This window comes from Rhizobium sp. BK602, from assembly GCF_014195095.1.
Lineage (GTDB): Bacteria > Pseudomonadota > Alphaproteobacteria > Rhizobiales > Rhizobiaceae > Rhizobium.
Genome location: NZ_JACIBC010000003.1, coordinates 708452 through 721492 on the forward strand (window position 1 = coordinate 708452; position 13041 = coordinate 721492).

General features: G+C 63.5%; 13 protein-coding genes. 5 read left to right on the forward strand and 8 right to left on the reverse strand.

The features are described from left to right. Positions 1-11: 11 nt before the first annotated feature. The 5 genes from FHX11_RS13640 (at position 12) to FHX11_RS13660 (ending at position 4870) form a co-directional block, all read left to right on the forward strand. Entirely contained in the window at positions 12-665 is a 654-nt protein-coding gene (locus FHX11_RS13640; protein ID WP_184358162.1) for an amino acid ABC transporter permease, read from the forward strand. After that, on the forward strand, positions 649-1377 hold the full coding sequence (locus FHX11_RS13645) for an amino acid ABC transporter ATP-binding protein (protein ID WP_210292426.1): 729 nt from the start codon (positions 649-651) through the stop codon (positions 1375-1377). The genes FHX11_RS13640 and FHX11_RS13645 overlap by 17 nt, the downstream gene beginning before the upstream one ends. A 48-nt stretch (positions 1378-1425) precedes the next feature. Beyond that, positions 1426-2229, forward strand: coding sequence for a transporter substrate-binding domain-containing protein (locus FHX11_RS13650; protein WP_210292427.1), 804 nt, complete (start codon positions 1426-1428; stop codon positions 2227-2229). A gap of 102 nt (positions 2230-2331) precedes the next feature. Then, complete coding sequence (locus tag FHX11_RS13655) at positions 2332-3342, forward strand: zinc-binding alcohol dehydrogenase family protein (RefSeq protein WP_184358164.1); 1011 nt, start codon at positions 2332-2334, stop codon at positions 3340-3342. 4 nt (positions 3343-3346) lie between these two features. Then, positions 3347-4870 carry an altronate dehydratase family protein gene (locus FHX11_RS13660; RefSeq protein WP_184358165.1) on the forward strand — a complete coding sequence of 508 codons (1524 nt, stop codon included), beginning with the start codon at positions 3347-3349 and terminating at the stop codon, positions 4868-4870. 39 nt (positions 4871-4909) lie between these two features. Here FHX11_RS13660 and FHX11_RS13665 read toward each other — a convergent pair whose 3' ends face one another. The 8 genes from FHX11_RS13665 to FHX11_RS13700 form a co-directional block, all read right to left on the reverse strand. Next, positions 4910-5686, reverse strand: coding sequence for an enoyl-CoA hydratase-related protein (locus FHX11_RS13665; protein ID WP_184358166.1), 777 nt, complete (start codon positions 5684-5686; stop codon positions 4910-4912). Further along, positions 5683-6597 carry a 3-hydroxyacyl-CoA dehydrogenase family protein gene (locus FHX11_RS13670; protein WP_184358167.1) on the reverse strand — a complete coding sequence of 305 codons (915 nt, stop codon included), beginning with the start codon at positions 6595-6597 and terminating at the stop codon, positions 5683-5685. The genes FHX11_RS13665 and FHX11_RS13670 overlap by 4 nt, the downstream gene beginning before the upstream one ends. Before the next feature lie 2 nt (positions 6598-6599). After that, on the reverse strand, positions 6600-7805 hold the full coding sequence (locus FHX11_RS13675; protein WP_184358168.1) for a CoA transferase: 1206 nt from the start codon (positions 7803-7805) through the stop codon (positions 6600-6602). A 16-nt stretch (positions 7806-7821) separates the two neighbouring features. Next, the gene (locus FHX11_RS13680; RefSeq protein ID WP_184358169.1) at positions 7822-9372 is read right to left on the reverse strand and encodes a histidine ammonia-lyase; all 1551 of its coding nucleotides are present in this window, start codon (positions 9370-9372) and stop codon (positions 7822-7824) included. A 113-nt stretch (positions 9373-9485) separates the two neighbouring features. Then, a complete protein-coding gene (locus FHX11_RS13685) occupies positions 9486-10400 on the reverse strand; it encodes an ABC transporter substrate-binding protein (RefSeq protein ID WP_184358170.1) in 915 nt (304 codons plus the stop codon). An 11-nt stretch (positions 10401-10411) separates the two neighbouring features. Beyond that, on the reverse strand, positions 10412-11137 hold the full coding sequence (locus FHX11_RS13690) for an ABC transporter permease (protein WP_184358171.1): 726 nt from the start codon (positions 11135-11137) through the stop codon (positions 10412-10414). A 4-nt stretch (positions 11138-11141) separates the two neighbouring features. Further along, a complete protein-coding gene (locus FHX11_RS13695) occupies positions 11142-11786 on the reverse strand; it encodes an ABC transporter permease (protein WP_184358172.1) in 645 nt (214 codons plus the stop codon). Beyond that, positions 11776-12903, reverse strand: coding sequence for an ATP-binding cassette domain-containing protein (locus FHX11_RS13700; RefSeq protein WP_184358173.1), 1128 nt, complete (start codon positions 12901-12903; stop codon positions 11776-11778). The genes FHX11_RS13695 and FHX11_RS13700 overlap by 11 nt, the downstream gene beginning before the upstream one ends. Between the last annotated feature and the right edge of the window lie 138 nt (positions 12904-13041).

The following is a 13041-nucleotide window of genomic DNA, read 5'->3' on the forward strand; positions in this document are numbered from 1 at the left end:
GGGACGCGGCGATGACAACATTCGGTTTCGTTCATCTGGAATTCCTAAGCTGGGCAGCGCTTTGGACCATCGGGCTCTCTGCGATCGCCTTCATCGGCGGCGGCGCTCTCGGCTTCCTCGTGGCGCTGGCGCGCATCAGCAGCGTGACCGCGCTGCGGACGCTGGCAGCGGGCTACATCCAGCTCGTCCAGGGCACGCCGCTGCTCGTGCTGCTCTTCCTCCTCTATTTCGGCATCGCGATCCTCGGCTTCGATCAGGTTCCGGCAATCGTCGCAGCCGCCGCCGGCCTGACGATCTATTCCTCCGGCTTCCTTGGCGAGATCTGGCGCGGATGCATTGAATCCGTGCCGAAGACGCAATGGGAGGCGGCGGAATGTCTGGCGCTGTCGCGCTGGCAGCGCCTGATCAAGGTCATCCTGCCACAGGCGCTGCGCATCGCCACGCCGCCGACCGTCGGCTTCCTCGTGCAGATCGTCAAGAACACCTCGCTCGCCTCCGTCGTCGGTTTCGTCGAACTGTCGCAGGCCGGCAAGCTCATCAACAATTCGATCTTCGAACCCTTCACCGTCTTCATCGTGGTGGCAGTATTCTACTTCGCCATGTGCTTTCCGCTCTCCGTATGGAGCCGCAATCTCGAGAGGAAGCTCAATGTCAGCAATCGTTAAGCTCGCCAATGTTCACAAGGCCTTCGGCAGCGTCAAGGTTCTGAATGGTGTGTCCTTCGAGGTCGGGCGCGGCGAGGTTGCCGCCGTCATCGGCCAGTCCGGCTCCGGCAAATCGACGGCATTGCGCTGCATCAATGCGCTCGAGACCATCGAGAGCGGCACGATCGAGGTCTGCGACCATGCGGTCCACGACCCCAAGCTCAACAAGAGCGCGCTGCGCCGCGACGTCGGCATCGTCTTCCAGAGCTACAATCTGTTTCCTCACTTGACGGCGGAGCAGAATATCATGCTCGCGCCGACCTGCGTGAAGAAGCTCGGCAAGGCCGCCGCCCGCGATCTGGCGCGTGAGGTGCTCGCCCGCGTCGGTCTCGAAGCCAAGGCCGAACATTATCCGGAACAGCTCTCCGGCGGCCAGCAGCAGCGCGTGGCGATCGCCCGGTCGCTGGCCATGAAGCCAAAGCTGATGCTCTTCGACGAGGTGACCTCCGCGCTCGATCCGCAGCTCACCGGCGAGGTGCTGAAAGTCATGGAGGATCTGGCCCGCGGCGGGATGACGATGATCCTCGTCACGCATGAAATGGCCTTTGCCCGCAAGGTCGCATCGAAGGTCGTCTACATGCATCAGGGCCAGGTCTGGGAAACCGGACCGGGTGCCATGCTGGACAATCCGCAGACGACGGAATTGCGGGAATTCGTGGGCAGCGGCCTCTGAGGTCGAACTGGGAAGAGATTTTGTTGGAAGGACAAAAGGGTGGAGACCATGAAACGTAGAACTTTCCTTGCAGGCATGACTGGCGCGCTCGCCGGCGCAACATTCCTCAGTATCAATGCGCGCCAGGCTCTGGCCGATACGCTGGAGACCATCAAGACACGGAAGAAGCTGCTAATTGCGGTCGATCTCGGCTCGCCGCCATTTGGCATGAGCGACGCAGCGATGCAGCCGACCGGCTCGGATGTCGAGACCGCCAATCTTCTGGCCACCGATCTCGGTTTTCCGCTAGAGATCGTGCCGGTCACAAGCCCGAACCGCGTGCCCTTCCTGCTGACGAGCAAGGCCGACATCGTCATGGCGTCCTTCAGCGTCAACGAGGAGCGCAAGAAGGTCATCGATTTCACCGATGCCTATGGCGTTATCCAGATCGTCATCGCCGCACCGAAGAGCACTGACATCAAGACCCTGCAGGATGTCGTCGGCCAGCGCCTCGGCACGACGCGCGGCTCGACCAACGACAAGGTCGCGACGACGGAAGCGCAGGGCGCCGAAATGGTGCGCTACGACGATGACGCGACGCTGATCACCGCGCTGGTGTCCGGCCAGGTCAACATCATGGCGTCCTCGCCGCAGATCATGGCCGCCGTCAACCAGCGCCGCACGAACGACCCGCTCGAGGTCAAGCTGGTGCTCAAGACCAATCCCTACGCCATCGGCCTGCGCAAGGGCGACGACCCGCTGAAGGCGACGCTGAACGAATGGATCGCCAAGAACCTTGCCAACGGCAAGCTCAGCGCGATCTATCAGAAGTATAATGGCGTGGCACTTCCGGCCGAGATGCCGAAGACGTAAACCATATATTGCCGAGAAAACCGGAGCGCCGATCATTCGGCGCTCCCTGCAATCCGATGAAGCGGTTCGAGCGGGCTGGCCCCTGCGGACAAGGAGTGAACGATGAAAACATTGATCTGCAACGAGCCGGGCCGATTGTCTCTGATCGAGCGGGATATTCCCGTTCCGGCGGATGGCGAGGTGCTCGTCCGCATCAAGCGTGTCGGCATATGCGGGACCGATTTCCATATCTTCCAAGGCAAGCACCCCTTCCTCGAATATCCGCGCGTCATGGGCCATGAGCTCTCGGGCACCGTCGAGGATGCACAGGGGTCGGCGCGGCTGAAGAAGGGCGACAATGTCTATATCGTCCCCTATCTCTCCTGCGGCAAATGCGTGGCTTGCCGCCGCGGCGTGACCAATGCCTGCCAGAACATCGCCGTGCTCGGCGTGCACAAGGATGGCGGCATGTGCGAATATCTGTGCGTTCCCGAACAGAATGTCGTCTCGGTCGGCAAGGCCTCGCTCGACCAGGCGGCAATGATCGAATTCCTGGCGATCGGCGCCCATGGCGTCAAGCGCGGCAACATCCAGGCCTCCGATCGCGTTCTTGTCGTCGGCTCGGGGCCGATCGGCATGTCGGCGATCATCTTCGCCAAGGCGCGTGGCGCCGACGTGACCGTGATGGACATGCGCGAGGACCGCCTCGCCTTCACCGCCAGCGCGCTCGGCGCCGACAGGACCCTTCTCGCCAATGAAGACGCGGAGGCGCAGGCCAAGCGCCTGACGGATGGCGATTTCTTCGATGTCGTCATCGACGCCACCGGCAATGCCGGTGCCATGCAGCGCGGCTTCGGCTTCGTCGCCCATGCCGGGCGCTATGTCCTCGTCAGCCTCGTGCGTCAGGACATCACCTTCTCCGATCCGGAATTCCACAAGCGCGAGACGACGCTGTTTGCCAGCCGCAACGCGCAGCCGGACGACTTTGCCGAAGTGGTGAAGCAGATGGAGGCGGGGCGCGTGCCGACGGCAGCCCTCAACACCCATCGCGGCGCGTTTTCCGATGCTCCCGCGCTCTTCACCGAATGGCTGCGCCCCGAAGCCGGCGTCATCAAAGCCATTCTGGAGGTGTGATCGCATGGCCGCGCCGCGCACGCTTCGCCTCCATGAGGCCGACAATGTCGTCATTGCCATCGAAAGCCTGTCGCGAGGCAAGGTGATCGACGGCGGCGTCACGGTCGCGGCAGCCGTCCCGCGCGGTCATAAGATCGCTATCCAGCCGATCGCAACCGGCGAACCGATCCGCAAATTCGGCCAGATCATCGGCTTTGCCACAAGCGATATCCAGCCAGGCGACTGGGTGCACGAGCACAATGTCGCGATCCATGATTTCGAGCGCGACTATGCCTTTGCCTCCGAAGCGAAGTCCGATCGCGGACTTCTGCCCGGCGAAAGTGCGGCGACCTTTCAAGGCTTCCGCCGCGCCGATGGGCGTGTCGGCACACGCAACTATATCGGCATCCTCAGCTCGGTGAACTGTTCCGCCACCGTCGTCGATTTCATCGCCGACGAGATCACGCGCTCCGGCATCCTTGCCGATTATCCCAATATAGACGGCGTCGTTCCCTTCACCCATGGGACCGGATGCGGCATGGGCAGCAAGGGCGAGGAATACGACCTGCTGGCCAGAACACAATGGGGCTATGCCAGCCATCCGAATTTCTCCGCCATCCTGCTGATCGGGCTTGGCTGCGAGGTCTTTCAGATCCCACGCCTGAAGAAGACCTACGGCATTGCCGAGGGCGATCATTTTCAGAGCCTGACGATCCAGGAGGTCGGCGGCACCCGTAAATCGGTAATGATGGGCGTCGAGAAAATCCGCGAGATGCTGCCGCTTGCCAACAGATCGGTGCGCGAGACGGTTCCGGCCTCGGAGCTAATGCTGGCGCTGCAATGCGGCGGCTCGGACGGTTATTCCGGCCTGACTGCCAATCCTGCACTGGGCGCGGCCGTCGATATTCTCGTGCGCCATGGCGGCACCGCGATCCTGTCGGAGACGCCGGAGATCTATGGCGCCGAACACCTGCTGACCCGGCGGGCGGAAAGCCCGGAGGTCGGTCAGAAGATCGTCGACCTGATCGACTGGTGGCGCGATTACGCCGCCAAAACGGGTGGCGAGCTGAACAACAACCCCTCGCCCGGCAACAAGGCCGGTGGGCTCACGACTATTCTGGAGAAATCCCTCGGCGCCGTCGCCAAAGGCGGCAGCTCCACCCTGCGCGGCGTCTATCGCTATGCCGAACGCATCGACCGCAAGGGTTTTGTCTATATGGACACGCCCGGCTACGATCCTGTCGCCGCGACCGGTCAGGTGGCAGGCGGCGCCAATGTCCTCTGCTTCACTACCGGCCGGGGCTCGGCCTACGGCTGCAAGCCGACGCCGTCGCTCAAGCTTGCCACCAATTCCGATCTGTTCACGCGGATGGAAGAGGACATGGACATCAATTGCGGCGATATCATCGACGGCGTATCCATCGAGGAAAAGGGCCGCGAGATCTTCCAGTCCATCCTGGAAACCGCCTCCGGCAAGCGCTCGAAATCCGAATTGCTCGGCTACGGCCGCAACGAATTCGTACCCTGGCAGCTCGGCGCAACCATGTGAAACGCGCAAGCGTCGCCTAGACTAACTTCTGAGCAGAGCTCACCGTCCCTTGAACTGCGGCGGTTCCTTCGCAGCGAAGGCACGCATTCCTTCCGCCCGGTCGTCGCTTGCCGCGATCAGGGCCGAGAGCGAACGCTCGTAGCGAATGCCGGCCGATAGCGGTGTCTCGAAACTTTCGAGCACGGCGGCCTTGGCCATCACCACGGCAAGAGGGGCTGCTTTCGCGATGCGGTCTGCAATCGCGCAGGCATGCGCCTCCACCGTCTCGCCATCGGCGGCGATGCTGCTGATCAGGCCGCAGGCTCTCGCCTCCTCGGCATCGAGCTTTCGCCCGGCCAGAACCATCTCCATCGCCATGGACTTGCCGACGGCGCGCACCAGGCGCTGGGTTCCGCCGGCGCCGGGTATGGTGCCGATCGCGGTTTCCGGCAGGCCGAACAGCGCCGTGCGGTCGGCGACGACGATGTCACAGATCAGCGCCAGCTCAAGACCGCCGCCAAGGGCATAGCTTGAAATCGCGGCGATGAGCGGCTTGGTGATGGCCGCCACCTCGTCCCATTTCTCGCTGAAACCGCTGGTGTAAAGCTCGATGGGGCTGGCCGCGGCGAGCGATCCGATATCGGCGCCGGCGGCAAAGCCGCGCTCGCTGCCGCTGATGACGATCGCGCGCACAGCCGGGTCCGCCTGGCAGTCGCGCAGCGCGTCGACAAGCCCGGTGAGCATCTCGATATTGAGCGCATTCCGCTTGGCCGGTCGGTCGAGGATGATGCAAGCAAAGCCGTCATGTTTCTCGGTTTTGACGAGGGAGGATGTCATGCCTTGCGCCTTTCCGTCAGCAAGCGGACGGTATCGTCGCGGCGCGCGATCGCGGCAGCAACCTCTTCCGCCGTCCAGTCGTAAAAACCGCGACCGCTCTTCGTTCCGAAAGCACCCTCTTCGCATAGGCGGCTCACCAGCGAGGGTATGCCTTCGCTGCGATCGAGCGCCGGCATCAGAATGCGCGACACTTTCTCGACCGTGTCGAGACCCGCCATATCCATCAGCCTGAGCGGCCCTGCCGCCGACCAGCGCGGCGCGAGTGTGGTCTCGACCGCCCGGTCGACATCCTCGATCGAGGCCGCGCCCACTTCGACGAGATGCAGCGCTTCGCGCAGGATCGCATATTGCAGCCGGTTGACGACGAAGCCTGCTATATCGGTCTTCACCTCGATCACGTCCTTGCCGATATCGGCGCAGAGCGCGCGGGCACGGTCGACGACCTCATCCGAGGTTTTCTCGCCGCGAACGATCTCGACCAGCGGCATGACCGCCGGCGGATTGAACCAGTGAATGCCGACGACCCGCTCCGGCCGGGCAAGCCCCGCCGCGATCAGGGTGATCGGAACGCTGGAGGTATTCGTCGTCAGAAGGCAATCGGCCGGCGCCAGGGCCTCGACCTCGCCGAAGATACGCTGCTTCAGCGTGACGTCTTCCGCGAGATTCTCGCTGACGATGCCGGCGCCGGTAACGCAATCCGCGATCGAAGTCGTGTACGTGACCGCCGCTTCGCCGGCGATGGGGACGATCCGGCTCTTTGCCTTGTCGAGCGTCTCCGCGCTGCGGGAATAGACGGCGACAGGATAGCCTTGCGCGGCAAACACACCGGCGATGCCGGCGCCCATCGTGCCCGCGCCGAGGACGGCGACTTTCGGCCGGATGCGGGTCTTGTCGTTGATATCCTGCGGCATGGTCAAATCACTCCCCGCAACCGGAGGCTCTCGATATCGGGGCCATCCAGCCCCAGCTCACCGCTCAACACCGCATCCGTATGCTGCCCCAGGGTCGGCGCGACATAATCTCCGCCGGAGGCAATGCCACTGAAGCGGACCGGCTGTGGCATGACCTGGAATGCGCCGGCATTGCGATGCTGCACGGTGTGCAACAGCTGACGGTGCTGTGCATGCGGCGTGGCGAGCGCCTGAGCGAGGTCGTAGATCGGTGCGGCCGGAACACCCGCCTCGTCGAGCAGTTGCGTCACCTCCTCCGTCGAGCGGGTGCGCGTCCAGCTCTCGATGACGGATCGCAACTCTTCCTGATGCCTCAGCCTGTCCGGGTCGGTCTTGAAGCGTGGATCATCCGTCAAGCCGGGATTGCCGAGCGCCCGCGCCAGTCGGGCAAAGAGTGCGTCATTGGCAACGGCGATCACCACATAGCCATCCGAGGCCTGATAGGAATCCATCGGCGCGCTGATCGGATGCGCATTGCCGACCCGGCCGGGTGCGCCCTTGCCGCCGGTGATCTGCGACAGCGAGACCATCTGCAGGGACATGATGGAATCGAGCATGGCGACATCGACATGCTGCCCCTTGCCGGTGCGATCGCGCTGAAGCAGCGCCGCAAGCGCGCCCCAGGAGCCGTAGATGCCTGCCACGACATCGCCGATCGCGTCGCCGATGCGCGTCGGCGGGCCATCCGGCCAGCCGGTCACGGACATGATGCCGCCCATCGCCTGGACGACGTGATCATAAGCGGCACGGTGCGCAAGAGGGCCGTCCTGGCCGAAGCCGGAAATGCTGACATAGATCAGGCGCGGATTGAGCGCTTTCACGGCCTCGTAGTCGATGCCCAAACGCGCCGTGACCCCAGGCCGGAAATTCTCGACGAGAATATCGGCCTGCTTGATCAGTCCGAGCAGCAGTTCGCGGCCCTCATCCGATTTCAGATCGAGCGTGACGCTCTTCTTGCCGCGATTGACCAGCATGAAATAGCTGCTCTCGCCGCCGACATGCGGGGAAAAGGCACGGGAATCGTCACCATGATCGGGGATTTCGATCTTGGTCACGGTTGCGCCGAGATCGCCGAGCATGGCCGAGCACAGAGGCCCCGCAAGCACGCGCGCCAGATCCAGCACCTTTATTCCATCCAGCGGCCGTAGGGCCTGCGTTGCTTCGGTCACGGAAGTCTCCAAGCTCTTAAACGTTGACTGCAAGGGCACGATCGACAGCCCTCGCGATGGTTCCGTTGTCGATGAGGCCGCGGACGGCCTGCAATTCCGGATACATGGCGCGGTCGCTGTCGCGCGGCGGAACGACTTGCCGGATCGCGTCATAGGCCGCGCCCGTGCCCTTGCCCGGCCGCAAAGGACGATGGAACTCCAGTCCCTGAGCAGCGCAGATCAACTCGATCGTCAGGATATCGGCGAGATTATCGGCCGCCGTGCGCGCCTGCATTGCCGCAGAGACACCCATGCTCACATGGTCCTCCTGGCTGGCGCAGGTGGTCACCGTATGCACCGACGCCGGTGCGGCGAGGCTGCGATTGTCGCCGGCGATGGCGGCGGCCGCATAGGGCGGGATCATGAAACCCGAATTGGCGCCGCTCGCGCCCATGAGGAACGGCGGCAGCTCGCTGATATGGCCATTGGTCAGGCGGTCGGACCTTGCCTGCGACATGGTGCTGACATGAGCGATTGCGATCGCCAGCACATCCAGCGCCAGCGCCGTCGGCGCGCCATGGCCGTTGCCGCCCGGCAGCGGTATCAGCTCGTCGTCCTCGATGACGAAAACGGGGTTGTCGGTCACGGAATTGATCTCGATGGTCAGGACATCGCGGCAATAAGCGAGCGCGTCGCGCACGCCGCCATGGACCTGCGGAATGCAGCGCAGGCTGAGCGCATCCTGAAGGCGATGATCGCGATGCTTGGCCAGCACCTCGCTATCCGACAGCAGGCTTCGCAGCCGGCTTGCCGTCTCTGCCTGGCCGGGATGCGGCCGCATCCGCTGCAGGCGTTCGTCATAGCCCCGGCTGTTGCCCTTCAGCGCCTCCAGGCTCATGGCGCCGGCGACATCGGCGAGCGCGACCAGCTGCTCGGCCCGATGGACAGCGAGCGCGCCGATACCGGTAATTTCATAGGTGCCGCTGATCAGCGCATGACCTTCGCGGGGACCGGGCGCCTTGATGGCAATGCCGGCGCGGGTCATCGCCTCGCGTCCGGGCAGCAGCTCGCCTTCGTACCAGGCGCGCCCCTCGCCAAAAATGACGAGACCGATATGCGAAGTGGTGATCAGATAGCCGACCGAGCCTTTTGCCGGCGACCAGGGGATGACGCCGCGATTGAGCATCTCGCTCATGGTCTCGACAAGCCCGGCGCTGACGCCGCTACAGCCCTGCAAAAGTGCCTTGATCATCGTCGCCATGATGGCGCGCACGGCCGGCGGATCGAGCGGCTCACCCATGCCGCTTGCATGGCTGAGCAGCGTATTGAGCTGCATCTGCGACATGTCTTCGGGCTTGAGCTTGACGGTGTAGAGATCGCCGACCCCGGTCGTCAGACCGTAGATGGGCACGTTATTCTCGATCGCCTTGAGGAGATGCTGCTGGACCCTGCTCATGCCGGCGATGGCGTCGCGGCAAAGTGCGACCTTGGCTCCCATGGCGATCGCCGCGATCTCCTCGATCGTGGTCGGCACGGTGCCGAGCGTGACGGTGGTGGAGCTTTGTGACGATTGATCGCTATGTGTCATTTCCGCCCTCCCTTGGACGGACGCCAGCCTTCCCTGTCCGGAGAAAGCGGCTCGCTATTTCCCTCTATGCGGATGCCGGCGGCCGAACATATGCTCGGCCGCCGGGGTATCGATCAATTCAGCTTGTTCTTCGCCAGCCAATCGCCGGCAACGGTGTCGAAGCTCTCCTGATTGGCGAGACGGCCGTTCATTTCGATCAGGTCCTCAGTCGTCAGTGCGGCGGAGACGGCGTTGAGGGTCGCGGTGACCTTGTCGCTGATCTTGCTGGCGGCGATGATCGGCAGGATGTTCTGGGCCGGGAACAGGTTCTTCGTGTCCTTCAGCGCCACGAGCTTGCTCGCCTTCATGGCCGGGTCGGTCGAGGTCATGTCGGCGGCATGGACCTGGCCGTTGGTCAGGGCCGAAAGGGTCAGCGGGCCGGCGACGTCAAGGGTTTTGAAATCCTTGAATTCCAGGCCGTAGACATCCTTCAGGCCGACGACGCCTTCCTTGCGGGTCTTCCATTCCGGCGGACCGCCGAGGATGAGTTCGCCGGCGACCGGCTTCAGATCCTCGATCGAGGTCAGGGAGTATTTCTTCGCGGTTTCCTCAGTGACGGCAAGCACGTCCGAATCCTGGGCATCGGATGCGGCGAGCATCGAGATGCCCTTCGGGAGCACCTTGCCGAGCGCCTCGACAACATCCTTCGGCGCATGCGCGGTCGCGTTCTTGTCGAGATAGCTCAGCGTCGCGCCGGCATATTCGGGAAGCAGATCGATCGAACCGTCGAGCAGCGCCGGCATGTAGACTTCGCGGCTGCCGATATTGAGCTTGGTGTCGACCTTCATGCCCTTGGCGGCAAGCGCCATGGCATAGATCTTGGCCAGCAGCTGGCTTTCCGGGAAGTCGGCGGAGCCGACGATGATCGTATCCGTATCCGAGCGCGGCGTGCTGGAGGACAAGGGGTCTTCGGCGCGCGCGAGCGGAGCGACCGCGAGAAGGGCGGAAATGGCGATAGCGCCGATTGCAAGCATGTTTCGCTTTATCATGTTCGTTCTTCCTAGCTGTTCCGTTGTTTTGCGTTGACAAGCTGGCGCCGGCGGGCGGCGCCTTTCACAGTCCGGCGCGTCAAGCCGGGCGAGACTGCGATCCTGGATGCGAGGCCGAAGAACAGGTCGACGATCAGGGCGAGGATGCCCACGAGAACGGCGCCGGCGGCCATTTGCATGTAGTCGTTTTGGGCGCGGCCATCGATGATGAGCCGGCCGAGGCCACCAAGCGAGACATAGGCGGCGATTGTCGCTGTCGAAATCACCTGCAGGGCCGCGCTGCGGAAGCCTGAAAAGATCAGCGGCAATGCACAGGGAAGCTCGACGCTGAACAGCAAGGCGAGCGGCCGGTAACCCATGCCCCTGGCTGCATCGACGGCGGCCGGATCCACCGAGGTGATGCCGGAATAGGCCCCCATCATGATCGGCGGCACCGCGATCAGCACCAGGACGGCGATGCTCGGCACCAGATAGGCGAGATCGGATTTGAAATAGGGACCGACGAGGATGACAAGCAGCACGATCAGGCCGAGGCTCGGCAGAGCGCGCGTGGCGTTGGCGGCCCCCGCGATCAGGAAGGTGCCCTTGCCGGTATGCCCGACATAGAAGCCGATCGGCAGCGCAATGACCATCGCGATGAACAGCGAAATGAAGCTATATCCGAGATGCTGGGCAAGCAGGGTCGGAATGCCGCCCGAACCATGCCACTGCGCCGGATTGAGAAACCAATCGATCATGAGCTCACACCTTTCTCGGCCGCCAGGGCGTCAGCCAGCGATTGAGCAGGATGACGAGGCCATCGAGGACGACGGCAAGAAGCAAGCAAAGGACGATGCCGGCGATCAGCGGCGTCACGAAGCGAAGCTGGAGCCCCTGCGTGAACAGCAATCCGAGCTGCGGCGTTCCCACCAGGGCGGCGACCGAGACGATGCTGACATTGGACACCAGCGCCACGCGAAGACCGGCGGCGATGACCGGCACGGCGATGGGAAGCTCGACCATGAAAAACCGCTGGAAGGCCCGATATCCCATGGCGGTGGCCGCCTGCAGCGTATCAGGCGGCACGGCATCCAGACCGTCGCTGACGGTGCGCACCAAGAGCGCCAGCGAATAGACCGTCAGGGCGACGATCACGTTTAGCGGATCGAGGATTTTCGTGTGCAGCACCAGCGGCAAAAGCACGAAGAGCGCCAGGGACGGGATCGTATAGAGCAGGCCGGCAGCCCCGAGAATCGCCGATTTGAACAGCCCGCTTCTATGCGCCAGCCATCCGAGCGGCAGCGAAAGAATGAGGGCGGCGATCACCGGAATGACGGAAAGGCCGACATGCCACCAGAAGAGGTTGGCGATGTTGCCGGATTCGCGCAGCAGCCAGTCAAACCGCATGGTCGGCTCCCCTTGCCGGAGCGGCCGGGTCCTCGGCTCCGTCCAGCAGCGAGACGAGGTCGGCGACCGCGATGCTTCCCATCAGCTGCCCCTTATCGTCGACGACGATGCCGCGCCGGCTGGGCGAGCTCAGGGCCGCATCGAGAAGCTGGCGCAAGGAGCCATCGGCGGATGCGAGCGTGCCGCTGAGATTGAGGTCGCCGGTGCGGATCGGTTCCTTCAGGCTCGCCGGCTCCGTCCAGCCGAGCGGTTCGCCGTGCTCGTTCGTCACCAGCAGCCAACGGTCCCTAGCGGCGGCGCGTGCCACCTCCGGCGTGTCGCCAAGCCGCGCGGTCGGCTCGCTCTTGACGGTCAGCCTGCCATTGGCGCCGACGAAACCGAGGAAGCGATAGCCGCGGTCGCGGCCGACGAAATTGGCGACGAAGGCGTCGGCCGGCTTGGTCAGAAGCTCCTGCGGCGTGGCGATCTGGGCCAGCGTGCCGCCGACGCGCAAGACGGCAACCTGATCGCCGAGCTTCAGGGCCTCGTCGATGTCATGGGTGACCATGATGATCGTCTTGCCCATTTCGCGCTGCAGGCGGAGGAATTCGTCCTGGAGCTGCGTGCGGACGATGGGATCGACCGCGCTGAAGGGTTCGTCCATCAGCATGAATTTCGGATTGGAGGCGAGCGCGCGCGCCACGCCGACGCGCTGCTGCTGGCCGCCCGAGAGCTGCCAGGGATAGCGATCCGCAAAGCTTTCCGAGAGGCCGACGCGCTCGAGCAGCTCCAGCGCAATGGCGCGGGCCTGCTTTTTCGGCGTGCCGTTCAGACGCGCCGTCGTCGCCACATTGTCGATGATCGTGCGATGCGGAAAGAGACCGGCATGCTGGATGACATAGCCGATGCGCCGCCGCAGCAGGGCCTCATCCATGCGCGATGTCGGCTCGTCACCCAGACGGATCGTTCCCGACGTCGGGCTCACGAGACGATTGATCATGCGCAGCGATGTCGTCTTGCCGCAGCCGGAAGGCCCGACAAGCACGGTCAGCTTGCCGGTCGGCGCCGTGAACGAGAGTTCGTTCACCGCCACGACATCACCGTGATAGCGCTTCGTTACTTGTTCGAAAGTGATCAACGTTGCTCACCCATTGCTGTTCCACCTGTATATACAGGTTACACGAAACCGATGGCCGCGCAACGGGGATGGCAAAAATTTTAGACGAGCTCGCCACATGCCCATTTTATATGCAAAATCCTGCATTTAATTGTGTAT